Here is a 23,033-nt window from a genome sequence, read left to right as displayed (position 1 = left end):
GAGCCTTGGCCATTTTCAGTTATCATCTATCCACCGGGCCTCGAGTCTCGCAATGTCCCCATCCGCACCCACAATAATCAAGATATCTCCTTCGCTGATATCCACTTCCGGGCGCGGAGACACGTGGACGTCCTCCCCTCGTTTAATCGCGAGGACGTTACATCCATACGTTTCACGTATATCTAAGTCGAGAAGAGATTTCCCGTCAAGCAGCTGACCGGCTTCAAGTTCTACGATGCTGTAATCCTCGGAAAGCTCCAGGTAGTCGAGCACGCTTTTAGACACGATGCTGTGCGCCACTCTTACTCCAATATCGCGCTCCGGGTGGATAACTTCATGGGCGCCGATGCGCCGCAGTACTTTTTCATGATAATCATTTTGTGCTTTTACCGTAATGTGCTTGACGCCAATTTCATCAAGCACGATGGTCGTCATAATGCTTGCCTGGATATTGTCGCCGATCGCTACAATGACATTGTCAAAATTACGGATCCCAAGGCCGCGCAGCGCCTTTTCATCCATACCATCCGCAATGACCGCCTGGGCGACGACCTGGGCAAATTCATTGACCCGGTGTTCATTGGAATCAATAGCAAGCACGTCCATTCCTTCGTCGGCCAAAGCGTTGCATATGCTTCCACCGAACCGGCCGAGGCCAATGACTGCAAACTGTTTCTTCATTCCGTTCTCCCCTATTCTTCTCGAGTCCTTCAGCTTTTTGGCAATCCTCTTTAGCCGGAACCAGGGAAGGTCACGTGTTCAGCGTGTCCTGTCCCGGCTTCCAGTTCGCCGGACACATTCCGCCCATCTGCAAAGCCTGGAGTACGCGAAGCACCTCATCCACATCGCGCCCGACATCGTTGTGATGAACCATTGAATACTGCAGTTCTCCGTCCGGGTTAATAATATACAAACCGCGCAGCGCCACTCCCTCTTCTTCGATTAACACGCCGTACTCCCGGCTCACCCGGTGGTTTGTATCAGCTGCAAGCGGAAACTTCAGCTGCTCGAGCCCGTTCTCTTCCCGTGTCATATTGATCCATGCTTTATGCGAGTGGATCGTATCCGTCGAGACGCCGATAATTTCTGTATCAAGTTCTTCAAACTCTTCATAATGGTCACTCATTGTTGTAATTTCTGTCGGACAGATGTGGGTGAAATCCATCGGATAGAAAAAGAGCACCGTCCATTTATCTTCCTTCATTATTTGTTCAAGGCTGATCGTGCCAAACGAGGTGTCTGGCATGACGGCATTCATCTCGAAGCGCGGAGCCTGCTTTGCTACCATACGCTTTTCACTCATGCATTCCACTCCTTTAATAATTACGATCCTGCATTCTATCCTTCATTATATGGACCGCCAATTTCAAAGTCAACGAAACGCTCCGCTCCTGTTTTTACGGCAGTTTGATTCATTACTATTGCATATTTTTTGGCACAATCGGTTATGTTATACTAATCAGGTTGAAATGGAAACTATAGGCTGGGGAGTGGTATAAGTTGGATATGGAATCGTTTAATGAAGGAATTTTCTGGACAGCTGCCATTATTTTAATGGTGCAGCTAATTGGTGTGCTCATCGGTTATATTATAATACGCGCCATCGGGAGCAAAATCATTCATCGCGCCTTTAACCGGATGGAAAAACAGCGGAATATGCACCCCGGCAGGGTTAAAACCCTTTCGAAGCTCGCTATAAGCATCTTTACTTACATTTTGTTATTTATCGTGATTACCATTACTTTGGGCTTGTTTGATCTTGATATTGCTCCACTGATCGCCAGTGCCGGGATCGTCGGGCTTGCGATAGGTTTCGGGGCCCAGGGCCTTGTCAGCGACGTCGTTACCGGCTTTTTTATTCTGCTTGAAAAGCAGATTGACGTTGAAGACTACATTGCGATTGCCGGAATAGACGGGATTGTCGAGGAGGTCGGACTGCGCACAACTCAGGTGCGAAGCTTTGACGGCACGCTGCATTTCGTACCAAACCGGGAAATCAGCGTTGTGAGCAATTATTCACGCGGGAACATGCAAGCCATTGTCGATATCGGCATCGCTTATGAAGAGAATGTGGATAAAGCGATTGCCGTCATTCAGGGAGCCTGCAACCGCGTAGCTGAGGAGCAGGGTATTTTCAAAGAAGGCCCTGATGTTGTAGGAGTAAACGCCCTTGGTGCTTCGGAGGTAACGATTCGTATTATCGCCAAAACAGAGAACATGATGCAATGGGCCATGCAGCGGGAGCTGCTGAAGGCCTGCAAAGAAGACCTTGATGCCCATAATATCGAAATTCCTTACCCGCACCAGGTGAACATCAGCAAAGAAGCATAAAGCAAAAAAAAGACGACGGAGGCTTTCAGAGCCCCCGCCGTCTTTTATCGTTTATTACCTGCTGTGCAGAAAATCAGTGAAAAACTTTACCGCAGTCTCCATCGCTTTTTCGGAAGGGCTGATCCGGTTGTCATGCAGACCGTACGGCGTGTCCACCCCGAGCCAGACCATCGTCCCCGGGATGTCCCGGAGAAAATAGCCAAAGTCTTCCCCGGTCATTGCTTCCCGGCTTTCCACAAAGTCAACATCCCTGTGACTCTCTGCAAATGCAGCCAGCTCAGCTGTTTTTGCTTCATCGTTATACACCTGGCAGTAATTCGCCCCCCAGTCCACATCTGTTTCACAATGGAAGGAAGCTTCCACCCCTTTCAGCATTCCGGTTATTCTCTCTTTAATCAGCTTCATGTTGTCCATCGAAAAGGTGCGGATCGTCCCTTCCACCCGGGCGGATTCCGCAATAATGTTCTGCTTCGTGCCTGCTTCAATTGTACCGATGGTTACCACGGCCGGATCGAGTGGATCAATGTTTCTTGCCACGATTGACTGAAGCTGAGTCACAAAGTGGCTCGCAGCCACTACCATGTCCTCTGTCTGGTGGGGACGTGCCGCGTGTCCGCCTTTGCCGCGGAGATTAATAAACAATTCCGAGGTATTAGCAAACAGTACTCCCGGTTTTGTCGCAACCGTGCCCACCGGGTGCTCCGGAGCGATATGAAGCGCATAAATTTCGTCCGGCTTCCACGCCTTGAATTCCCCGGAGCGGAGCATAGGCTCTGCTCCCCCGGGTCCTTCTTCTGCCGGCTGAAATAGCATCACCACGTTTTGAACCGGCCGGTGCTCCGCAAGGTTCTGCAGTATGCCGAACGCAATTGCCATGTGCATGTCGTGTCCACAGGCGTGCATCATTCCTTCGTGCTCGGATGGAAACTCCAGACCTGACTGCTCCGGAACCGGCAGGCCGTCCATATCCGTCCGGTAGCCAACGGTTTTTACCGGGTCAGAGCCTTCGATACGAACGAGAATACCTGTTTCCCATGTTTTACATGACAGGTGTTCCTGAGGCAGAGCGCGAATCGCATCAAGCAGATACTGCTGCGTTTTGACTTCTTGAAACCCCGGCTCCGGAATGCGGTGAAGATCACGGCGGAATTTCGTTAAATCAGTGGAGGTCATTACTGCACACTCCTTTCTTTCAGGGCGTTCATTTCTTGGGCAAGGGTTTCAATAAAGGAATCCACCTCAGCGCGTTCAAGGGTCAGCGGCGGCAGAAGGCGGATAATACGCTGCTGGGTAATATTAAACATAAACCCTTTCGCAAGCAGCCTCTCCTGCAGTGCTTTGACAAATGAAGCGTCGGCCTCCAGCACTACACCGATCATCATGCCGAGTCCACGGATTTCCTGCACAAATCCTTCGCTTTCGTTCTTCCAGTCTTCCAGACGGGACCACAAGTATTCAGAACGTTTCCGCCCATTTTCCAATTCGTTTTGATCATACAGAACGTCAAGCACTGCATTTCCCATCGCAGCACTGAGCGGGGAAGGCCCAAACGTTGTACCGTGATCGCCCGGGTGAAATACTTCCTGCACATGCTCTCCTGCAATCATCCCTCCAAGCGGCAGGCCGCCGCCGATGCCTTTGGCAAACAAAATAACATCCGGCGTAATATCCGCCCGCTCATAGGCGAAAAATGTGCCTGTGCGACCAATGCCGGTCTGAATTTCATCCACGATAAACAGCACGTTGTATTTCTCACAGAGAGCTTTTGCTTTTTCCATAAAAGAAGGAGAAACCGGCTGAATACCGCCTGAGCCTAATACCGGCTCGAATAAAAATGCGGCCGGCTGCTTCGTTTTAAGCACTTCTTCCAACGCCTCCAGGTTTTCTGCTTCCACTTCATATACAGGATAGTCCGCTGCCGGAAAATCCTGATAAATTCCGGGCTGGCGCGTCAGCTGAATAACGCCCAGCGTCCGGCCGTGGAAGCTTTTTTCCAGAACGGCGATTCCTTTTTTGGGGATTTCCTGGCTGCTCCCCCATTTATGCACTAGCTTGACCGCTGCTTCAGTGGCTTCCGCCCCGGAGTTTGCAAAGAATACCTTTCCCGGAATACTGAGTTCAATCAGCCGTTCCGCCAGGCGGACGGCCGGTTTGTTAATAAACATATTGGAAATATGCAGAAACTGGTCTGCCTGCTCCTTCAGCTTATCGAGCAGATAAGGATGCGAATGGCCAACAATATTGACGGCCAGACCGGTAAATAAATCGAGATATTTGTTTTGTTCGCTGTCATATAAGTAATTGCCTTCCCCTTTTTCCACTACAATTGGAAGACGCTGGTACGTAGACATTATATAGTGCTGGTCTTTTTCAAGCCAGTTCATGCTGTTTGCCCCTTTCGCATAAATGAAAAAGAAAGGCCCCTTTTGGAACCCGTCCCAAAAGGCAGCCTTTCACCGTTACGTTGTCGCGTTGTTATTTTAAGCGGCGCAGTTCCTGTTTAATTTCTGTTTTTCCTTTTGTCTGCTCGTCAATTTCTTTAATGACGCGTGCAGGTGTACCTGCAACGACCGTATTTGGCGGCACGTCTTCTGTTACTACCGCGCCGGCAGCTACGACTGCGCCTTCACCAACAGTGACTCCTTCAAGGATTACGCAGTTGGCGCCAACCACAACGCCGTCTTCAACAATGACCGGCTGTGCGGACGGCGGCTCAATGACGCCGGCGAGAACTGATCCTGCACCGATGTGGCAGTTGTTACCCACGGTGGCACGTCCTCCCATGACAACGTTCATGTCGATCATCGTGCCTTCTCCGACAACGGAGCCAATGTTGATGCTTGCACCCATCATGATGACGGCGCCTTTACCAATTTCCACCTGGTCACGGATAATCGCGCCCGGCTCAATACGTGCTTCAATGTCTTTTAGGTCAAGCATCGGGATCGCGCTATTTCTGCGATCATTTTCTACGACAAAATCTTCAATTTTGTCTGCATTCGCTTCGATTCCCTCTTTAATATCTTCCCATTCACCGAACAATACACCGGTGTTTCCTGTAATAAACCGCTTCGTTTCATTTCCAAATCCGATAGCGTCCAACTCGCCGGTAATATGTACTTTAACCGGAGTGGATTTCTTACTATCTGAAATGAACTGGATAATTTCGTTTGCGTCCATTTGATTCATGTTTTACATCCTCCTTCAAATTTCTCTTTCCTAGATTATCATATCGCCCTTTGAAAGCAAAATGATAGTGACATCTTTTTTCTGTTCTTCTGCTATTTTCTTTCTTCTGGGAAAGCCTTACAATGAAAATAACAAAAGGAGGCATACATATGGGTAGAACAGCTGACATCTGTGACGAATACGGAAACGAGGTTTTTGTCGCCAATGAACCGTTTTTATCGCACGGACCAGTACTTTCCTTCGAAGGTCCGGTAGAAACAGTACGAGTATTTGAGGATAACGTTCTTGTTGAGCAGGCGCTTGGCGATATTCCCGCCGGCAGCGTCCTTGTAGTTGACGGAGGCGGTTCATCCCGGCGCGCTCTCCTTGGGGACAACCTGGCAGAAATTGCTGTTAAACGCGGACTCGCGGGCATTATCGTGAACGGGGCCATCCGTGACAGCGATGAATTGCGCGAAATGAATGTCCGGGTGTTTTCCCGTTTCACCAACCCGCGGAAGTCCGTCAAGGAAGGACGCGGAGAGCGCTCCATTCCAGTCGATTTTGCCGACGTTACCTGGACGCCCGGAGATTACGTCTATGCCGACAGCGACGGTATTGTGCTTCTGCCTGCCAAAAGCTAGCCCGCTTCCACCGGCATGAGGCGGCGCACGCTTGTAAGTGTAACTATTAACAGAAGCAGACCGCCTGCAATGACACCGATCCAGCCAGCTATAGGCCAAAGAAGTCCAAAATAAATACTGCTGAGACTTCCGCCCAGATAATAAGAGGTCAAATAAAGTCCTGAGGCACTCGCCCGGGCTTTTTTGGCGTTTTTTGTCACCCATGAGCTTGAGGTGGAATGCGCAAAGAAAAAGCCAAAACTCAGTACTGCAAGCGATGCAATAACCACCCATAGCTGAGGTACAAGCGACAGCATCAGACCGCCGGCCATAATGAAAATGCCGGTCTGCATACAGTCTGTCTGTTTAAAGCGCTGTGTCAATTCTCCGGCAAGGCTGGAGCTGAATGTGCCCGCCCCGTATGTTAAAAATAGCAGGCCCAGGACCGCCGTGCTGACGAAAAAAGGGTCCCCGTCCAGGCGGTACGTAATAAAGTTAAACGTGCCGATAAACACGAAGAAATTCAATCCGCCGATAATATAAGCGAGCCGCTGGACTGGATCTTTAAGGTGAAACAGCGCATTTTTCCAAGTATCGCTCCACTCCAGAGGCTTTGGCTTGAAGTTTTTCGAAGCCGGAAGTAGAAGAATCACGAGCACGGCCAGCAGTACGCTTGCCCCGGCCATGAAAAAATAAGCCGTCCGCCAGTCAAACCAATCAGCAAGCACGCCGCTCATCACTCTTCCACCCATCCCCCCAAGACTGTTTGCACTCACGTAAAATCCCATCGCTACTGTCATTGCCCTCGGCGTGAATTCTTCCCCGATATAGGACATAGCCGCAATGGGAATTCCGGCAAGCCCCACTGCCTGTACCATCCGCATCAGCAAAAGCAGCCAGAAGGAGCCGGCAAACGGAATGAGGAGCGTAGCTATCGTCCCCCAGATCATCGCATACACGATGATTTTTCTCCTCCCTTTTGCGTCGGAAATCGCGCTGATAAAAAAGAAGCTTACTCCAAGCATCAGCAGCGATAATGAAATGACAAAGCTCGCTGTCGCTTCGCTTACATTGAATTCTCCGGTAAACAATGGAAGCAGAGGCTGCGGATAATACATATTGGCAAAAATGAGCAGGGATGCAAGCCCTAGGGCAATGGAAGCCCGCCAAAACGTTCCAGTATGCCGGTCAATCATAAAGCATTCGTCCTTCCGTCTCATTCGTCGTTGCTGCTTGTATTATACAACCAGTATGTATGATTCGTTCTTTTTTTATTTACCCGTTTTGGCTCGTTATATGCTGAGCATTACCCGGGTTTTAGAAAAACCGTTCCTGATACAGCTGAAGACCCGGACGCTTTTTCCGGCGTCGGGTCTTCTTGTTAACTGCGTGTCGTTTTCAGATACGAGCGCGCAATATTTCGTACATTGGGATTCCAATGGGTCATGCATCCGGCCATTGCCCGTTCCACATGCTCTGCTGCTTCGTCTTCCCAATAGCCGTTGCTATTCTCGTGCTCAACTGCTGCTCCAAGATATTCAGCTGCCACTCTGGCGACTGCCTTTTTTTCTTCTCCATGTACTCTGAGTTCCACTTTGTCCCCGAGTCTGATGCTTGTAAACAAAGACATCATGCCGAGTACGCTTTTTCCGTTTGCGGAGGTTCTCCGCTTTTCAAAAAACACATCTGCTTTAAACGTTTCCAGCTCATGCACAAATGACAATACTTGACTGGCATTCAGTCCACGGGTTAACACGAATGTTTCCACTCGTTCCATCGAATGCATCGGCTCCTTTTTTCGTACATATTCCTTCTGACAAACATTCTTATTATAACATGTACGTTTCAGTTTCCAACCGTAAAGCACGCTTAATTATTGTCGGAGATGTGATAATTTTCTTCAGGCGATTTTTCAATATAAATAGACTGTGTTGGATAGGCAAACTGAACGCCTTCCTCCTGAAGGATACGAATGATTTCAAGATTCAGCTCTTCTTTTATTTCCGCCCATTCCAAAAATGCGGTCGTTTTAGTAAAGCAGTAAACCCACAGATCGAGCGAGGAGCTGTTAAATTCTTTAAATTGCACAAGAATCAGCTCTTTATCAATGTCATCACGGTTATTCAGCATCTCCTCAAGACGCTCTCGCAGCTGCAGCACCTGCTCCCTCGGCGTCTGATATTCAATGCCAAGCGTCATATCTATTTCCCGCTTACGCATTTCACTCCAGTTCGTAATCGCTTCGTGAGCAAGTGTGTTGTTTGGAACGATGACGATCGAGTCAGCGAAGGTACGCACCTTCGTACTCCGAAATGAAATATCCTCCACGATTCCTTCCACCGTCGGCGTATAAATCCAGTCCCCCCGCTTAAACGGGCGCTCCACTACAATAATTATTCCGCCGATGAAGTTAGCCACCATGTCCTGGGCAGCGAGAGCAAAAGCCAGGCCGCCAAGGCCGAGACCTGCCACGAAGCCGTTAATGTTAAAGCCCCAGGAAGAGAGAATAATGGTGAATGCAAGCGCCACGATAATAATCCGCAGCACCCGGGAAAGAAAAGGTACCAGCATATTATCTTCTTTTCCCTCGAGCCGTTTAATCATCGGGTTAAAGAGCATCGAAGACGTGTTCAGAAGCTTGTATGTGCCCCATGCTACGAGTACGATTAAAATTGAACCGTACAGGCGGTTGATGATTGTCATGGAATCCCACGGTATAGGCAGATACAACAGCGCTAAGTATATGCCGAACACGGCGAAAAACATGCGGATCGGCCGTTCAAATGATACTAAAACATTCGTAAACAGCTGAGATCTCGATTGGTGAGTCATTTTTAAAATGAACCTGAAAATGTATTTAGTAAAAAGCTTCCGAAAAGCAAACACGAGAAGTGCAATCAAAACGGCTACGCCTATATCAATCCAGGGCAGCTCTACAATACGTGTCTGCCATTCCATCCAAAAGTCTGCATATGCCTGCATGAACATCCCTCCACCTTTGTCCCGTTCTCTCTATATTTTAATGCTGCCGCCAGGCAGTTTACTGCAGGACTCCCACTTTTCACATTCGTGGATATCTTTCAAACCTAAGGTATGGTAGCATGTAAGTCGGAAAAAGACATCATCACAAAGGAAGGTTTAGATAGTCGCATGGATTTACTTATTTTACTGCTAATTGGTTTTGCTGTAAATACGCTCATATACCAGCTTGCCCGTTTGATGCAAAAAGTCTCCGGGCGAAGTCTTCCGCTTCTGGGTATCACTTACATTGCTTTTTTCGGAGCACTGTCGCTTGGCATTCTTAACCAGGGCCCGATCGGCTTCATTCTTTCCAATCTCAGTCTGGGCATGCTCGCCTTCTGCTTATTTCTATTCCTTCAGCAGCGGAAAGAAAAACAGCAAAAGGAAAAGTAATTCATTTTTTAATGGATATATCGTGATCGATAAAGATTTCTGTTTCTGCCGCAGTTGCTTATACGTCTTTAATATATCCGGCAGAAACAGGAATACGGCAGGATCTTTAAGCTTCATCGCCCAGAGGAAAATGAATGGCCAGCATAAACCCCTGCTTTCCCTGATTAAATTGGTCGCAGAAGGATTGACACCATTCTTTTCCTATTGTATATTATTTCTGTCGCTTCATTCCATATCATTTGTTCCGTTAGCTCAGTAGGGAGAGCGCCACCTTGACAGGGTGGAGGTCACTGGTTCGAGCCCAGTACGGGACACCATAAATAATAAACTACAGCAGGAGCCTTTGGCTTCTGTTTTTTAATTTGCATAGCCCGGGCTGTTTATCGCCACCACTTTCTTTGGTACATCTATTGCCCCACCCATTATTTTACAATAATTAGTACTCTCCATAAAATTTATGTATATTCCTGTGCCATTCTTCTGTATCCTCTGCTTTTATTAAAACGTTCGAGGGTATATTATGATAAACAAATACTGAAAGGAGGCATACGGATGAATTCATCATCAATAGACAGTTCGAATTTCGTCGAGGTGTATTTTGACCCTTCCGCCATTCCGCTTTTTGAACTGAATGGATTCCAGAGCGAGGGCACCTTCGAAGAACATTCCAGCTATGTTAAAGCAGTAGTGTCATCGGAGAACTACGGTATTGAAGAAGCGGGAATCTACTTCTATCAGGAAAAAGCCAGGAACACTTCCGGCGGTAGCCGAACCATCTTTGTTCCTATGCGTTTTATTCTTACTGTAGTGGAGCATGCCGAATCAAGGGGGCCTATCGGCTATACGGACCCAAATACTCTTTAGCACAGGCAAAGGCAGAAAGCTGCTGGCTTCTGCCTTTTTAACGCAGAACGTATATGTGCCGCCCAAGCTGGATAATTTCTTCATTCTCAGGAAAATAAACCCGCTCAAACGTCGGATGAAAACCGCTGTCCTGCATGGAGTGTATATCGGCGACCCATCCCCCTTCCCCCGGCCAAACAAGGCAATGCAGCATGTGCCCTTCACTACAAATAATTACCTGCACCTGACGAATATGCCGGTCAATATAAACTACCCCCATGGCGTATACCCCCTTAATGACAATATACCCATTCGAGGTGAATCAAGACTTATTTCCCGGCTATTTATTTAATATTTTTTCAAAATAAAGAAGCGCCGCAGTGGACGCTTCTTTATTCTATAATCCCAGTATATCACCGAATGTACTTTGAAGATGGTTCCGGACGATATCCATATCGAACTCTTTTTCCTCTTTTTGACTGTACATTTTACCTTCCTGTACATATATAATATCCAACTCACTCGTGGTATCATCGGTGCCTTGAGTGACTTGAATGTGATAATTCCCATCCTCTGTAATAGTTTCAAAAATTACTTTGCGGTTATCGATGGTCATATAGCTGCGGTGCTTCGAACCATAGCTGCTAAACGAATCGTTTTTCACTTCGCCGATTTCCTTATTCAAATTGTTGAAGTACTTGGCAATTTCCCAGTTTACTTCGTTCATAATATTTGCATCTTTATCCTCTTTTAAATACTCTTTTGCTTTAGCTACGAACTCATCTTCAAAACTCATTGCCATCACCCTCTTCTTTAAAGTAATTCCCCATTCTACAGGTTATACGGCTTCTCCACTACTGCAGCGGAAAAATTATGTAAAAATTTTTTATAAGAAAGAGTTATGTTAACTGCTCATAAAAACAGTTAACATAATTTATTTTACTTCTACTACATACACCCCGGCGTCAACATATCGGATCAGCATCAACTGTCCATTGCCCACCATCGAATCAATAGTTTTCAAAGCAAAAGAACTGTCAATACTGTTTCTATCTTTTAATATAGCGGCGACATCTTTATTAGTCAGTGGCTTTTCATTATCCTGAATGATATTTTTTATTGTTTTTGCCCCTCTGGTTTGTAATATAATGTTCACCCCTTTACTTATCATTGATATTCTATTTCCGAAAAGTCTCCGGGGTAATCATCAAATTATTACAACTTTTAAATATGGGGAAATAAAACTACTGGTCGCCCTCACGCATGTGGTTTTCTTTCTCCTGTTTAACCTGTAATTTCCCTCTTCGTATAGCTTCCGTTATGGTTAAGCATAGCGCTCCGGCCAGTACATGAATGAACGCCCATAAATAGCTTTGCAATACCAGGCCGACAATTATACCGAGGCCGATATTCCATATACCGATAATAAGCCAGAATAGGATAAAATAACTGTTTATTGTTCTTCGTTTCATTTCTGACATCCTTTAACGTTTTTCTACAAATTACCATATTTATGTGTGAAAGTCATTTTTCATGTTTTTGATAGCGTTATCATCCCTGTCGCACATCCGTCATGTTACACTAATCTTATCCTGAAAAAAAGAGGTGCTCAGATGAAACAAATACAGTTAGGAAGCAGTTCTCTTCACGTATCCAATATAGCACTCGGGTGTATGCGCATGAATGAGCTATCCATCGATGATGCTGAAAAAGTTTTCCGTGCCGCTCTTGAAGCGGGTGTGAACTTTTTTGATCATGCTGACATATATGGCGGCGGCGATTCTGAAGACATCTTCGCCAGGGCCGCCGGCATGAACGATGACCTGCGGGAAAAAGTAATTCTACAGTCCAAAGCAGGCATTCGCGAGAATTCTTTCGATTTTTCCAAGTCCCATATTCTAAAAACCGTCGATGAAAGTCTGAAGCGTCTTCAGACAGATTATCTGGATGTACTGCTTCTTCATCGCCCCGATGCGCTCATGGAGCCTGAAGAAGTAGCGGAAGCGTTCGACAGTCTTCGAGACTCTGGAAAAGTCCGGCATTTTGGTGTCAGCAACCAGAATCCAATGCAGATTGAGCTTTTAAAGCAGCACGTCAAGCAGGACCTGATAGCTAATCAGCTGCAGTTTGGGCTGATGCACTCCCTCATGGTAGACCAGGGATTGAATGTAAATATGAAAAACGATGCTGCTGTAATGCGTGAAGGCGGGCTGCTTGAGTACAGCCAGTTGAACAATATGACTGTTCAGGCCTGGTCTCCGTTTCAGTACGGCATGATGGAAGGCGTTTTTGTCGGAAATGACAAATTTCCGAAAGTAAATAAAAAACTCAGCGAACTAGCCGGACGCTACCGTGTCACTGAATCGGCGGTAGCGGCAGCCTGGATTCTGCGTCACCCTGCCCGCATCCAAACCATTGTCGGAACGATGAATCCAGAACGACTGGCAGGTATCGCCGAAGCTTCTGAGATAACTCTGACACGCGAAGAATGGTACGACCTGTATCAGACCGCCGGCAATGAACTTCCATAACAATAAAAACCCCTTTTCCTCTATTCAAGGAAAAGGGGTCTTTCTTTATGCTTTCGCTGCTTCTGTGCTTTCTTTTTCTGTGTTCTTTCTGATCTTTTTAATATTAAATCGCATTACAATCATAGCTGCCAGGGCGACTACGAGAAGAATGTTAAACAGATAGAACGATAAGGTATAGCTTCCTGTAGCCGAAACGATACTCGAAACAGCTGTCGGCCCGGCTACCCCGGCAAGAGCCCAGGCGGTTAAAAGAAAGCCGTGAATAGCGCCAAGCTGTCTCGTGCCAAACAGGTCACCGATATACGCCGGCAGACAGGCAAAGCCGCCACCGTAGCAGGTGATAATAATGAATAAGAGAATTGCGAGCAATACCACATTAGTCGTTAAAGGGAGCAGGAAAAAAGCAACGATTTGAATAAGAAAGAACAGCGTAAACGTATTTGTTCTTCCAAGATAGTCCGAGAGCGACGCCCAGACAATCCTTCCACCTCCGTTGAAAAAGCCCATTACGCCGACGATGGTAGCGGCTACTGCTGCACTGGTGCCGGTAATGGACTGGGTCATGTTCGACGCCACCGCGAGCAGCATGATACCTGAAGAAATGTTAATAAACATCACGAGCCACAGCAGGTAAAAACGCATCGTCCGGAGTGCTTCTTTCGCTGAAAGCTGTGCCAGGTCCCCGCCTTTCTGGTTCGTTTTGAGGTCTTCTTTGTTATAACCTTTAGGCATCCAGTCTTTTGGCGGCTTCTTCATGTAGCTTGCCCCGGCAAGCATAAGAACGAAGTACGAAGCACCCAGAATATAAAATGCTCCCGGTATCGATACTGCGTTCATCAGCCATTCAGCTATGGGACTCGTAATCAGCGCCCCGGCACCAAATCCCAAAACTGCCATGCCAGTAGCCATTCCTCTGCGGTCTGGAAACCACATAACGAGTGTAGAAACCGGGGATATGTACCCGATACCAAGACCAATGCCGCCGAGAACACCATAAGAACCAATAAATAATGGCAGACTTTCAAGCTGGACCGCAAGTCCGGCCCCCATTGTCCCGGCACCAAACAGCACGGCCGCAATAGCCGCTGAGATTTTCGGCCCGTATTTTTCCACGAAGAACCCTAGTGAAGCGGCCGACATCCCCAAGAAGAAAATTGCAATGGTAAATGCGAGTGTTACGTCGGAAATGTTCCAGCCAAGTGACTCATTCAGCGGGTTCTGGTACACACTGTACGCATAAACCGAACCGATCGATAAATGAATCGCCACAGCTGATAAAGCCATCAACCAACGATTTCGATCTGCTTCCATAATTAGTAAATCCCCCTTCTGTAATAATACAACCCTCTCATTCCCTCTGTGTGTGCATTCAAACGGCTATTCCCAAAAAAATTGTAAAAATTCTCTATTAAGAATAGCTTTAAAATAACGAAAAAAAGCACCCGGGTGGATGCTTATACTTCGTCGGCGTATACATTGTCCAAACGGACGCTTTTTCCAGTTCTGCTGCTTTCATAAATAGCTTCAATAATCCGGGTTACACGCAAAGCCTGCTCGGGCTTAACGACGACCGCCGTTTTTCCTAGGCAAGCTTCAGTAAAGTTTTTCGCCTGCAGTATGTCCTCACGCTCAGAGTTTGTTAAGTGCGGCTCCGTACTCATCATCGAACCGAATTTTGACTGGTAAAGCTCTAGCGGAAAGACCTGGAGTCCTCCATCCACCCCGGAAATGCTTAATTCTTCCTTATCTTCTTTTATATTCGCTGCCCAGGATGACTCTAGGAGCAGCGTCATGCCATTTTCAAATGTAATATAGCCCGTCACATGGTCCTCCACGGAAAAGCTTTCCGCATCGATGGCACCCCATTCATTAATCTGGCCAGGGGTTTTACTCAGACGGTCGTATGTTCTTCCGTTCACTTCCACCGGCTGTGGATCATCCAAAAGCCAGAGAGCCAGATCCAGCAGATGACAGCCGTAATCAATCAGACTGCCTCCGCCCTGAAGTTCTTTATTCGTAAACACGCCCCATCCGGGCACCTTCCGTCTTCTCATCGCCTGAAGGCGTACAACCAGCGGATCACCAATTTCTCCCTCCTGCACCATCTGTCTGGCTGTAAGGGACTCCTGCATATAACGGTAATGATAACCAATCGTTAACACAGCCCCTGAACGCCTGGAGGCATCAATCATGTCTCTGCATTCAGCGGTGGTCATCGCCATCGGTTTTTCACAGAGCACGTGCACTCCTGCTTCCAGGGACTGCACGGCAAGTTCTGCGTGAAATTTATTCGGTGTACAAATGATGACTGCTTCAACATGAGCGAGCAATTCTTCCACAGTGCTGTATACAGCCGGAATATCAAATGCTTCAGCAGCCGCTCCGGCTTTACTGAGGTCTGTATCAAAAACAGCGGTTACGTGCGCGTTTTCCATTTGCTGAAAAGCAGGGAGGTGTCTGCCCCGGGCAATGCCGCCTGCACCAATAATGCCTATCTGCAGTTTTCCCATTAGTCACATACCTCCGTATCTTTACCCGAAATGGATTCCAAAGGACTGGCATTACCATAAACAGGCACTGGCGTATTTTTCGGAGTTGACCACCGGACAGCGTTTTTAATCACCGTTTGAATGTCTTTATTATAGTATGTTGGATACGTTTCGTGCCCCGGACGGAAATAAAATATCTTTCCCCTTCCCCGGGTGAATGTTGCGCCACTGCGAAATACTTCTCCGCCTTCAAACCAGCTGATAAACACGAGTTCATCCGGTGCAGGAATATCAAAGTGTTCGCCGTACATTTCCTCTTTCGGCATTTCGATATACTCTCCGAGTCCTTCTGTAATCGGATGGCCGGGCTCTACGACCCAGAGACGTTCACGCTCGTCTGCTTCCCGCCACTTCAGGTCACAGCCTGTGCCCATCAACGTACGAAATATCTTTGACAAATGGCCGGAGTGAAGCACAATCAGTCCCATCCCGTCCAGCACACGAGCCTGAATGCGTCTGACAATGACATCCTCTACTTCTTCGTGGGCAATATGGCCCCACCATAAAAGCACATCGGTGTTGTTTAACACTTCCTCCGTTAGTCCATGCTCCGGCTCATCGAGTGTTGCTGTGCGTACAACGTCTGCCTCTTCCCCCAGAAAGTCAGCCAATGCGCCGTGAATTCCATCTGGGTAAACCTTTGCGACGTCCGGGTTTTTGTTTTCGTGCCTGTTTTCGTTCCATACGGTAATGTTCATGCGGTACCTCCTTTAGTCGTTAAACGCTTACTGAATACGTTACCAAAAATATTTAAATATTTTTCATCCGGTTCGAGATTATTAAACCGCTTCCATTTCATAGTAATCCAAAACGTTTCGGATCGCAATCTTCAATTGCTTTTTATTAAAACAGGCAAAAGCCTTTTCGGCTTTTGCCTGTAAATCAGGACCTCTTTAACGGCGATGTCTGTCCATAAATTTTCTTATATGCCTGAAATGAGTGTTCATATATTAGCGACTGGTCAGGATCAGGATAAAACGTTTCGCTTTCTTTAACAAACGTTTTTTTGCATTCTTCAAGCGAAGCGAACCATCCTGTGCCGTAGGCTGCAAGCATTGCTGCCCCGAGCCCTGGACCCTGTTCATGAGCGAGCTTGCGCACAGGGCATCCGAAAGCATCCGCCTGCATCTGAAGCCAGAAGGAGCTTTTTGCTCCCCCTCCAATCGATACGAGGGAATCTATTTGAAAGCCCTGCTGAAGGATGATTTCGTGAGACTCCTTTAGAGAATACGTTATCCCTTCCATCACGGCCCGGACGATATGGCCTCTCGTATGACGGATATCGAGGCCTATAAAGCTGCCCCTGATTCCTGCGTCCATATATGGCGTTCTTTCACCGGTCAAAAACGGGGTGAACAGCAATTGGTCCGCCCCTGGTGGCACCTGGGAGGCCCGTTCAACGAGCTGTTCAATCGTTTCGTCAAAAAACAGGTTGTCCTTTACCCACTGCAGGCTGTTCCCGGCGGACAGAGTGACTCCCATATAATAATACTGGTCCTTTGACGCGTGATTAAAATAATGCAGGCGTCCATCCGGCACTGCTTCGCCGTGATCCGGCACCAGAAGCACTCCGGAAGTTCCTATACTTAAAAGGCCTTCCCCCGGTTCTGTAATTCCGCTTCCTAAGGCACCACAGGCGTTATCGGCCCCGCCGGCTATAACGTTCACTCCTTCGTGCAGCCCCGTTTGTGCTGCCGCCTCCTTCGTCAGGGTTCCCGCGCTTTCATGGGACTCAATCAACGGAGGGCAGAACGAGGCGGAAAGATTGAAGCTTTCCCGCATCGTACGGCTCCATGTTTTCCCTTTTACGTCCAGCAGAAGCGTCCCGGCAGCATCGGATAGCTCCATCTGCATACTGCCTGTCAGCTTGTACCGTACGTAGTCTTTTGGCAGCAAAAAAGATGCTGCCCTGCTCCAAACCTCCGGCTCATTTTCCTGCACCCAGAGCATTTTCGGAAGAGTAAAGCCTTCGAGAACTGTGTTCTGCGTTGCCTCAATCAGCTCTTTCTCCCCGATCGTGCGGCGGATCGTTTCGCACTGCTCCGAGGTTCTTGTATCGTTCCAGAGTATAGCCGGACGCAGCGGCTGGCCGCTGTCGTCCAGGAGCACGAGGCCATGCATCTGCCCGGAGAAGCTGAGGCTTTCCACTTCCTCTACCTTTATTCCTGTCTCCTCGAGCAGTGCCTGAATCGATGCTTTCGTCTGGTCTACCCATTCATCAGGATTCTGCTCAGAATGCCCTGCTGCAGGCTGCTGGACAGACAGCGACTTTGATACAGATGCTGTCACGTCCCCATTCCGGTTCACAAGCAGGGATTTCACTGCACTCGTTCCTAAATCGACCCCTATTACGTAAGTCATGCCAGCACCTCTTTACTTAAACTTTTACTTTATTGTTGGCGTTTAAAATATACTGATTCAGCTTTGCCTTAATAAGCTCCTGTTTACCCGACTGGTGTTCGATCGGCTCCTGGAGTTCAAGTGCATAGGCTTCGAGCTCTTTAAAGTTTGTTTTCCCGGCAAGAATGTCGCTTCCCACGCCTTTATCAAAGCTGCTGTAGCGCTCCTCCACAATGTTTTCAAATACACGGTCTTCGATTAGCTGGGAGGCTGCCTTTAATCCATACGCAAAGGTGTCCATTCCTGCAATGTGTGCATGAAACAGGTCTTCCGGCTTATGAGATGGACGCCGCACCTTGGCATCAAAGTTTAAGCCGCCGCTGCCGAGGCCATCGTTTTTCAGAATTTCGTACATCGCAAGGGTCGCATCGTAAATGTCAGTTGGGAACTCGTCGGTGTCCCAGCCGAGCAAAAGGTCGCCCTGGTTTGCGTCCACCGAGCCGAGAATGCCCATTTCTCTCGCATAGCGGAGTTCATGTTCAAACGTATGGCCGGCGAGCGTAGCGTGGTTGGATTCGATGTTCATTTTAAAATGGCTGTCGAGATCATACTTTTGCAGGAAGGCATAGGCGGTAGCGACATCAAAGTCGTACTGATGCTTCATCGGCTCACGTGGCTTTGGCTCGATCAGCATCTGCCCTTCAAAGCCTATTTCCTTCGCATAATCCACGGCCATATGATAAAAACGTGCCAGGTTATCCATTTCCCGCTTCATATCGGTATTAAGCAGGGTCTCGTACCCTTCGCGGCCGCCCCAGAACACGTAGTTTTGCGCGCCAAGCTCTTTCGCTACCTCAAGCTGCTTCTTTACTTTAGCTGCGGCGTAGGCATAAACATCCGCATTATTTGTCGTCGCTGCCCCGTGCATAAACCGGCGGTCCACAAACATATTCGCCGTATTCCATAAAAGGCCGATACCATGTTCTTTCATATTATCCTTCAGCATCGCTGTGATGGTATCAATATTTTGATATGTTTCTTTTAAAGAATTACCTTCCGGCGCAATATCGATATCATGGAATGCAAAACGGGTGATCCCCAGCTTATTCAGCAGTTCAAAGTTTGCTTCCACCCGTGCTTTTGCGAGATCCATGCCGCTGTATTTCTGATAGGAACGCTCCATTGTCGGCCCGCCAAAAGGATCCTCCCCGCCGAAAGTATGTGTATGCCAGTAGGCTACTGAAAAGCGAAGCCATTCGTCCATCGATTTTCCCATGACGGTTGCGTCCTTGTCATAGTGCTTAAAAGAAAAGTCATTGGCCGAAGCGGCACCCTCGAAGTTGATAGTTGGTACGTTGTTAAATACAGTCATTATGCATCCTCCTAATTGTTAGTTAAAATCTTTACTTTGGTGTATCAGCCTTTAACAGCGCTTGACGATATGCCTTCCACCACTTTGTTGCTGAAAAACAGAAAAGCCACAAGAACTGGAATGATACTGATAACAAGTGTAGCTCCGATGGAACCCCAGTCTGTCATGTACTGCCCGATGAAATTTTGAATTCCGACGGTCAGTGTCTTGTATTCATCTGAGCTGATAAATGTATTCACAAATACAAATTCGTTCCAGTTATAGATCATATTGATGATAACTGTTGTAGCCATTACCGGTGTTGTCATCGGCAGGATGATCGTGAAAAACAACCGGTTAATCGAAGAGCCGTCCATGACTGCCGCTTCTTCAATTTCTCTCGGCAACGTATAGTAGAAGCCGAGCAGAATCATAATCGTAATCGGTAGATTGTACGTTGTGTATGTGAGAACAATTGATAATGGATTATCGATTAAGTTCACGCTGAGAAACATACTGAACAAAGGAATCAGCGCAGAGTGAATAGGAATCATTAGTCCCACCATGAACAGCCCCAGCACAAATTTATTCAGCTTCCAGTTCATGCGTGTAATCGCAAATGTCGCCATGCTGGCAAAAAGTACTGTTAATACAATAGCCAGACCGGTAATCCAGACGCTGTTGAAAAAATACAGCCCTATACCACCCTGCCAGACGTTCAGGTAATTCCCCCACTGCGGATCACTCGGCAGTGCAAACGGGGAGCCCGAAAAAATCTGAGCGTTATCCTTAAGAGAAAACAATACCAGCCATAGCAGCGGAAAGATCTGGAATGCCGCTACCAATGCCAAACATACGTACAACAAAATATATCCAATTCGACCCATAACGTTCACCTCATTTCAACTAGTACTGAATATCTTCCTTAGATGCAGTTAATTTTCTGATGACGACCGTAACGACGAGTGTGATAATCAGCAGTAAAAAGCCGATGGCACTGCCGTAACCGAAGTTATTCGTACTAAAAGCAAGATCATACATGTACGATGCCATTACTTCACTCGAACCACTAGGCCCGCCTCCGGTCATCACGTAGATCAGGTCGAAATATTTCAGCGACCCGACGATGGCCAGAACGATGGTTACTTTTACTACGCCCATGATTAAAGGAAGTTTTATTTTGTAGGCAATCTGCAATGGGGTAGCCCCGTCAATTCTTGCCGATTCAATCAAGGATTCCGGGATGTTTTTCAGCGCAGCATAGTATATAAGGATATAAAAGCCTGCGTACTGCCAGAGAATCGGTATGAATATGGCGTACAGCACGACATCCGGATTCGCCAGCCACGATGGAGGATTTTCAATGCCAATACCACGGAGTATCGTATTCAGAATACCGTTCGCGGGATTGTACACTTTAATCCACAGCTGTGCGATCGCGACAGAAGACAAAAGCATCGGAATCAAATAAATTTTTCTTAATAAATCCGCTCCTTTGATTTTGGAAGCCAAAATCATGGATACCGCCAGGTAAACCACTAAGCTTAAGGTTGAAAATAAAGCCAGCAGCAGGGAATGCCATGCGCTGTCCCAGAACTCCACATCCTGAATGGCATTGATGTAGTTTTCCATACCAATAAAAGTCATTGAGCCGATACCGTTCCAGTCCATAAGTCCGTAATAGCCGGTCAGTATGAGCGGAACTATAATAAGCACGGCAATGAGAAATAAAGCTGGGAATATGTAAAGCGTAATCATGAGTTTATTCGACATAACTTTATTCATTTCACTTGCCCCCAAGCTCTGCATTTACGTCCATAATGCATTCATGAATGATATAAAGGGCACACCCTGAAGGAATGCCCTTTATTCATTTTTATTTACTCGTTTTCTTCTTCTTCTATTGCTTCTTCATGCATTTCAGCGAATTCCTCCGGCGTAATTTCTCCACCGAATAAAGATTGAATGGCTGAGAGGTGAGTCTCGGCAACATCCGGGCTCATCTGTACGTCTGCAAACAATGTCAGGTTTTCTGCGTTGTTTAAGTCCTCCAGTACTTCGAGGTACATATCCGGAAGATCCACGTTATCCGTGTTTACTTTCGTAGCTGGAATAACGCCCGCATCACTGACGGATTTTTCGCCCCACTCTTCAGAGAAGTACTTAACAAAGTCTTTAGACTCTTCTTTTACGTCAGACTCTTCAGAAACAAACAGCCCTACGCCAGGACCGCCTACCAGACTTTCCTGGCTGCCTTTACCTTCCACTGTTGGGAAATCGAAGTAGTCAACTGCATCACGGAAGTCCTGAGACACGGTTTCATCGGTTGTATAGTTCGGAAGATCCCATGTAGCAATTAAATACATTGCTGCCTGTTCACTCGTAAACATGCTTTTTGCTTCCTGGTCGGAAAGACCGTTAAATCCTTCGGTGAAAGCTCCGCTTTCAGCCAAGTTCTGTGTTTTTTCCGCCGCATTCACCAGTGGCTCTTCCGTAAAGGATGCTTCTCCATTGATTGCCTGATTTAATAGGTTGTCTTCACCAAGCCGGTCTGCCATATACATGTACCAGAGTGAACCGGTCCATCTGTCCTGGTTTCCTAATGCAATCGGAGCCACGTCGTTTTCCTGAAGCGTACTAATAATTTCTTGAAGTTCTTCATATGTTTCTGGTTCCTCTAAATTGTATTCATCAAATATCGCACTATTATAGAAAACCTGGGCTACGTTCAGTTCGAGTGGCAGTCCATAAGTACTTCCGCCCATCTCATATGCTTCCGTGGTGCCTTCCACATATGAATCCCGCAGGTCGTCTTCATCAAGCACATCATCGAGTGGTGCAAACATTTCACCGTCAACGTAAGGCTCAAGAAATCCCCCCGGCCAGGTCATGCCCACATCCGGAAGTTCACCTGATGTAGAAGTTACCTGCAGCTTTTCCTTATATTGTTCATTACTCAATACTTCAAGCTCCACTTTAGTATCCGGATTCTGCTCTTCATAATCGGCTATGATTTCGTTTACAATATCATAATGATCCTTTGAACTTCCTTCTGGCCATAAGTGCATAAATTCAATCGTTTTTTGATCCCCGTCCCCGCCCCCATCGCCAGACCCCGAAGATTCCGAGTTACAACCTGTCATCACCATTGCCGTTGCACAACCTGCCGCCAAAAACGAAACCGCTTTCATCTTTTTCATTTGTTGTCTCCCCCTTTTCTTAATACTAAAGTAACACCCCCTACATCATTTGTCCAGTAAACAAACTAAGTTTTTATAATTTTCCTTAAAATATTTTTATTGACCACGGTAGCAACAAACGCTGTGGCGCTTATACCAAATATAAAACCGAGCGCCGGAACCAGGTAAAAAATAATTCCTAGAAGAAATAAACTTAACATTAAAAAGAATAAGTGACCGGGATGAGTCAGCATAATAAAAAATGCATTTTTAAAAACATTTTTTAATTTATCATCAAAATGAGCAAAGGACGGAAACAGAAATAACAGAAATATAAACACAAACAGGATATAAACAAATAACGGTATGTGCAGCCAGTTCAGCGTGTCACTTGCTGCGATAAACTGAATATCGAGTACAACCAGCACGAATAAAACCAGAACTACGGCCCCCAGTTTATTAGACTGAATAAATTCCTGTTTATATACCTTCCAGAAATAAGAAAAAATTGGCAGATCCTTCTCTCCGCTCACCCATTTACGCACTACTGCAAACAAAGCATTTGTAGCCGGAAATACACCTGCCACTACAGCGCCCATCAGCGTAAAAAAAACCCAGAGCACCTGCACGTAGGCAAAATTCATCACCCATGTAAGCGCTTGATAAATTTTACTATTCATTTTCGGACAAACTCCTTTCCATAC

At 46.9% G+C, this 23,033-nt stretch carries 25 protein-coding genes and 1 tRNA gene; 6 read left to right on the top strand and 20 right to left on the bottom strand.

The genetic code is table 11. The features are described from left to right. Positions 1-15: 15 nt before the first annotated feature. Together Q9M42_RS00260 and Q9M42_RS00255 are read right to left on the bottom strand one after the other, a co-directional pair. Entirely contained in the window at positions 16-681 is a 666-nt protein-coding gene (locus tag Q9M42_RS00260) for a potassium channel family protein (RefSeq protein WP_322524543.1), read from the bottom strand. Positions 682-751: 70 nt separating this feature from the next. Next, complete coding sequence (locus tag Q9M42_RS00255) at positions 752-1,303, bottom strand: peroxiredoxin (RefSeq protein WP_322524542.1); 552 nt, start codon at positions 1,301-1,303, stop codon at positions 752-754. 203 nt (positions 1,304-1,506) lie between these two features. Between Q9M42_RS00255 and Q9M42_RS00250 the strand changes: the two genes are divergently transcribed. Further along, entirely contained in the window at positions 1,507-2,331 is an 825-nt protein-coding gene (locus tag Q9M42_RS00250; RefSeq protein ID WP_322525233.1) for a mechanosensitive ion channel family protein, read from the top strand. A gap of 54 nt (positions 2,332-2,385) precedes the next feature. Here Q9M42_RS00250 and Q9M42_RS00245 read toward each other — a convergent pair whose 3' ends face one another. From Q9M42_RS00245 to dapD, 3 genes are all read right to left on the bottom strand, one after another. Beyond that, on the bottom strand, positions 2,386-3,504 hold the full coding sequence (locus tag Q9M42_RS00245; RefSeq protein WP_322524541.1) for an N-acetyldiaminopimelate deacetylase: 1,119 nt from the start codon (positions 3,502-3,504) through the stop codon (positions 2,386-2,388). Continuing rightward, on the bottom strand, positions 3,504-4,715 hold the full coding sequence (locus Q9M42_RS00240; RefSeq protein WP_322524540.1) for an aspartate aminotransferase family protein: 1,212 nt from the start codon (positions 4,713-4,715) through the stop codon (positions 3,504-3,506). The genes Q9M42_RS00245 and Q9M42_RS00240 overlap by 1 nt, the downstream gene beginning before the upstream one ends. A gap of 91 nt (positions 4,716-4,806) precedes the next feature. Next, the gene (dapD, locus tag Q9M42_RS00235; RefSeq protein WP_091610108.1) at positions 4,807-5,520 is read right to left on the bottom strand and encodes a 2,3,4,5-tetrahydropyridine-2,6-dicarboxylate N-acetyltransferase; all 714 of its coding nucleotides are present in this window, start codon (positions 5,518-5,520) and stop codon (positions 4,807-4,809) included. Positions 5,521-5,669: 149 nt separating this feature from the next. On the opposite strand from dapD, the gene rraA reads away from it, so the two are divergent. After that, positions 5,670-6,143: a ribonuclease E activity regulator RraA gene (gene rraA / locus Q9M42_RS00230; protein ID WP_322524539.1), complete on the top strand. Its 474-nt coding sequence runs from the start codon at positions 5,670-5,672 to the stop codon at positions 6,141-6,143. Here rraA and Q9M42_RS00225 read toward each other — a convergent pair. From Q9M42_RS00225 to Q9M42_RS00215, 3 genes are all read right to left on the bottom strand, one after another. Next, complete coding sequence (locus Q9M42_RS00225) at positions 6,140-7,318, bottom strand: MFS transporter (protein ID WP_322524538.1); 1,179 nt, start codon at positions 7,316-7,318, stop codon at positions 6,140-6,142. The two genes, rraA and Q9M42_RS00225, sit on opposite strands and share 4 nt — an antisense overlap. Positions 7,319-7,503: 185 nt before the next feature. After that, the gene (locus Q9M42_RS00220; protein WP_322524537.1) at positions 7,504-7,899 is read right to left on the bottom strand and encodes an HPr family phosphocarrier protein; all 396 of its coding nucleotides are present in this window, start codon (positions 7,897-7,899) and stop codon (positions 7,504-7,506) included. A gap of 92 nt (positions 7,900-7,991) precedes the next feature. Continuing rightward, a complete protein-coding gene (locus tag Q9M42_RS00215) occupies positions 7,992-9,104 on the bottom strand; it encodes a mechanosensitive ion channel family protein (protein ID WP_322524536.1) in 1,113 nt (370 codons plus the stop codon). Between the two features lie 168 nt (positions 9,105-9,272). On the opposite strand from Q9M42_RS00215, the gene Q9M42_RS00210 reads away from it, so the two are divergent. The 3 genes from Q9M42_RS00210 (at position 9,273) to Q9M42_RS00200 (ending at position 10,400) form a co-directional block, all read left to right on the top strand. Next, positions 9,273-9,536 (top strand): hypothetical protein, encoded by a 264-nt coding sequence (locus tag Q9M42_RS00210; protein ID WP_322524535.1) that lies wholly within the window; start codon positions 9,273-9,275, stop codon positions 9,534-9,536. A 241-nt stretch (positions 9,537-9,777) separates the two neighbouring features. Continuing rightward, positions 9,778-9,853: transfer RNA gene (locus tag Q9M42_RS00205), tRNA-Val, on the top strand. 235 nt (positions 9,854-10,088) lie between these two features. Continuing rightward, positions 10,089-10,400: a hypothetical protein gene (locus Q9M42_RS00200; RefSeq protein ID WP_322524534.1), complete on the top strand. Its 312-nt coding sequence runs from the start codon at positions 10,089-10,091 to the stop codon at positions 10,398-10,400. Positions 10,401-10,437: 37 nt separating this feature from the next. Here the strand turns inward: Q9M42_RS00200 and Q9M42_RS00195 are convergent, their stop codons facing one another. The 3 genes from Q9M42_RS00195 to Q9M42_RS00185 all read right to left on the bottom strand — a co-directional run bounded on the left by Q9M42_RS00195 (position 10,438) and on the right by Q9M42_RS00185 (position 11,851). Next, positions 10,438-10,659: a hypothetical protein gene (locus Q9M42_RS00195; RefSeq protein WP_322524533.1), complete on the bottom strand. Its 222-nt coding sequence runs from the start codon at positions 10,657-10,659 to the stop codon at positions 10,438-10,440. A 117-nt stretch (positions 10,660-10,776) separates the two neighbouring features. After that, a complete protein-coding gene (locus Q9M42_RS00190; protein WP_322524532.1) occupies positions 10,777-11,175 on the bottom strand; it encodes a DUF3942 family protein in 399 nt (132 codons plus the stop codon). A gap of 448 nt (positions 11,176-11,623) precedes the next feature. Further along, positions 11,624-11,851 (bottom strand): hypothetical protein, encoded by a 228-nt coding sequence (locus tag Q9M42_RS00185; RefSeq protein WP_322524531.1) that lies wholly within the window; start codon positions 11,849-11,851, stop codon positions 11,624-11,626. 141 nt (positions 11,852-11,992) lie between these two features. Here Q9M42_RS00185 and Q9M42_RS00180 point away from each other — a divergent pair, with 141 nt between their 5' ends. Beyond that, positions 11,993-12,910, top strand: coding sequence for an aldo/keto reductase (locus Q9M42_RS00180; protein WP_322524530.1), 918 nt, complete (start codon positions 11,993-11,995; stop codon positions 12,908-12,910). A 45-nt stretch (positions 12,911-12,955) separates the two neighbouring features. Here the strand turns inward: Q9M42_RS00180 and Q9M42_RS00175 are convergent, their stop codons facing one another. From Q9M42_RS00175 to Q9M42_RS00135, 9 genes are all read right to left on the bottom strand, one after another. Continuing rightward, the gene (locus Q9M42_RS00175; RefSeq protein WP_322524529.1) at positions 12,956-14,221 is read right to left on the bottom strand and encodes an L-lactate MFS transporter; all 1,266 of its coding nucleotides are present in this window, start codon (positions 14,219-14,221) and stop codon (positions 12,956-12,958) included. Positions 14,222-14,364: 143 nt separating this feature from the next. Further along, positions 14,365-15,420, bottom strand: a complete 1,056-nt coding sequence (locus Q9M42_RS00170; protein WP_322524528.1) for a Gfo/Idh/MocA family protein — start codon at positions 15,418-15,420, stop codon at positions 14,365-14,367. Next, complete coding sequence (locus Q9M42_RS00165) at positions 15,420-16,157, bottom strand: ThuA domain-containing protein (protein ID WP_322524527.1); 738 nt, start codon at positions 16,155-16,157, stop codon at positions 15,420-15,422. Before Q9M42_RS00165 ends, Q9M42_RS00170 begins: the two co-directional genes overlap by 1 nt. A gap of 184 nt (positions 16,158-16,341) precedes the next feature. Continuing rightward, positions 16,342-17,820: a xylulokinase gene (gene xylB / locus Q9M42_RS00160; RefSeq protein ID WP_322524526.1), complete on the bottom strand. Its 1,479-nt coding sequence runs from the start codon at positions 17,818-17,820 to the stop codon at positions 16,342-16,344. A gap of 16 nt (positions 17,821-17,836) precedes the next feature. Further along, complete coding sequence (xylA, locus tag Q9M42_RS00155; protein WP_322524525.1) at positions 17,837-19,171, bottom strand: xylose isomerase; 1,335 nt, start codon at positions 19,169-19,171, stop codon at positions 17,837-17,839. Between the two features lie 44 nt (positions 19,172-19,215). After that, a complete protein-coding gene (locus Q9M42_RS00150) occupies positions 19,216-20,037 on the bottom strand; it encodes a carbohydrate ABC transporter permease (protein WP_322524524.1) in 822 nt (273 codons plus the stop codon). A 19-nt stretch (positions 20,038-20,056) separates the two neighbouring features. After that, a complete protein-coding gene (locus Q9M42_RS00145; RefSeq protein WP_322524523.1) occupies positions 20,057-20,935 on the bottom strand; it encodes a carbohydrate ABC transporter permease in 879 nt (292 codons plus the stop codon). A 95-nt stretch (positions 20,936-21,030) separates the two neighbouring features. Continuing rightward, a complete protein-coding gene (locus Q9M42_RS00140; RefSeq protein ID WP_322524522.1) occupies positions 21,031-22,350 on the bottom strand; it encodes an extracellular solute-binding protein in 1,320 nt (439 codons plus the stop codon). 65 nt (positions 22,351-22,415) lie between these two features. Then, on the bottom strand, positions 22,416-23,009 hold the full coding sequence (locus Q9M42_RS00135; protein WP_322524521.1) for a YesL family protein: 594 nt from the start codon (positions 23,007-23,009) through the stop codon (positions 22,416-22,418). Between the last annotated feature and the right edge of the window lie 24 nt (positions 23,010-23,033).

Origin of the sequence: Marinococcus luteus (genome assembly GCF_034497705.1) — a bacterium.
GTDB classification, from domain to species: Bacteria; Bacillota; Bacilli; order Bacillales; family Marinococcaceae; genus Marinococcus; species Marinococcus luteus_A.
This window is presented reverse-complemented; position numbering and strand designations above follow the sequence as displayed.

Excerpts from the sequence above, each read along its gene's own strand:
- Q9M42_RS00150 (WP_322524524.1), bottom strand. The coding sequence starts at position 20,037 with ATGGGTCGAATTGGATATATTTTGTTGTACGTATGTTTGGCATTGGTA.
- Q9M42_RS00250 (WP_322525233.1), top strand. The coding sequence starts at position 1,507 with ATGGAATCGTTTAATGAAGGAATTTTCTGGACAGCTGCCATTATTTTA.
- Q9M42_RS00140 (WP_322524522.1), bottom strand. The coding sequence starts at position 22,350 with ATGAAAAAGATGAAAGCGGTTTCGTTTTTGGCGGCAGGTTGTGCAACG.
- Q9M42_RS00175 (WP_322524529.1), bottom strand. The coding sequence starts at position 14,221 with ATGGAAGCAGATCGAAATCGTTGGTTGATGGCTTTATCAGCTGTGGCG.
- Q9M42_RS00210 (WP_322524535.1), top strand. The coding sequence starts at position 9,273 with ATGGATTTACTTATTTTACTGCTAATTGGTTTTGCTGTAAATACGCTC.
- Q9M42_RS00165 (WP_322524527.1), bottom strand. The coding sequence starts at position 16,157 with ATGAACATTACCGTATGGAACGAAAACAGGCACGAAAACAAAAACCCG.
- Q9M42_RS00240 (WP_322524540.1), bottom strand. The coding sequence starts at position 4,715 with ATGAACTGGCTTGAAAAAGACCAGCACTATATAATGTCTACGTACCAG.
- dapD (WP_091610108.1), bottom strand. The coding sequence starts at position 5,520 with ATGAATCAAATGGACGCAAACGAAATTATCCAGTTCATTTCAGATAGT.
- Q9M42_RS00200 (WP_322524534.1), top strand. The coding sequence starts at position 10,089 with ATGAATTCATCATCAATAGACAGTTCGAATTTCGTCGAGGTGTATTTT.
- Q9M42_RS00195 (WP_322524533.1), bottom strand. The coding sequence starts at position 10,659 with ATGGGGGTAGTTTATATTGACCGGCATATTCGTCAGGTGCAGGTAATT.
- Q9M42_RS00255 (WP_322524542.1), bottom strand. The coding sequence starts at position 1,303 with ATGAGTGAAAAGCGTATGGTAGCAAAGCAGGCTCCGCGCTTCGAGATG.
- Q9M42_RS00260 (WP_322524543.1), bottom strand. The coding sequence starts at position 681 with ATGAAGAAACAGTTTGCAGTCATTGGCCTCGGCCGGTTCGGTGGAAGC.
- Q9M42_RS00190 (WP_322524532.1), bottom strand. The coding sequence starts at position 11,175 with ATGAGTTTTGAAGATGAGTTCGTAGCTAAAGCAAAAGAGTATTTAAAA.
- Q9M42_RS00215 (WP_322524536.1), bottom strand. The coding sequence starts at position 9,104 with ATGCAGGCATATGCAGACTTTTGGATGGAATGGCAGACACGTATTGTA.
- Q9M42_RS00220 (WP_322524537.1), bottom strand. The coding sequence starts at position 7,899 with ATGGAACGAGTGGAAACATTCGTGTTAACCCGTGGACTGAATGCCAGT.
- rraA (WP_322524539.1), top strand. The coding sequence starts at position 5,670 with ATGGGTAGAACAGCTGACATCTGTGACGAATACGGAAACGAGGTTTTT.
- Q9M42_RS00145 (WP_322524523.1), bottom strand. The coding sequence starts at position 20,935 with ATGAATAAAGTTATGTCGAATAAACTCATGATTACGCTTTACATATTC.
- Q9M42_RS00170 (WP_322524528.1), bottom strand. The coding sequence starts at position 15,420 with ATGGGAAAACTGCAGATAGGCATTATTGGTGCAGGCGGCATTGCCCGG.
- Q9M42_RS00180 (WP_322524530.1), top strand. The coding sequence starts at position 11,993 with ATGAAACAAATACAGTTAGGAAGCAGTTCTCTTCACGTATCCAATATA.
- Q9M42_RS00245 (WP_322524541.1), bottom strand. The coding sequence starts at position 3,504 with ATGACCTCCACTGATTTAACGAAATTCCGCCGTGATCTTCACCGCATT.
- Q9M42_RS00225 (WP_322524538.1), bottom strand. The coding sequence starts at position 7,318 with ATGATTGACCGGCATACTGGAACGTTTTGGCGGGCTTCCATTGCCCTA.
- Q9M42_RS00135 (WP_322524521.1), bottom strand. The coding sequence starts at position 23,009 with ATGAATAGTAAAATTTATCAAGCGCTTACATGGGTGATGAATTTTGCC.
- xylB (WP_322524526.1), bottom strand. The coding sequence starts at position 17,820 with ATGACTTACGTAATAGGGGTCGATTTAGGAACGAGTGCAGTGAAATCC.
- xylA (WP_322524525.1), bottom strand. The coding sequence starts at position 19,171 with ATGACTGTATTTAACAACGTACCAACTATCAACTTCGAGGGTGCCGCT.
- Q9M42_RS00185 (WP_322524531.1), bottom strand. The coding sequence starts at position 11,851 with ATGAAACGAAGAACAATAAACAGTTATTTTATCCTATTCTGGCTTATT.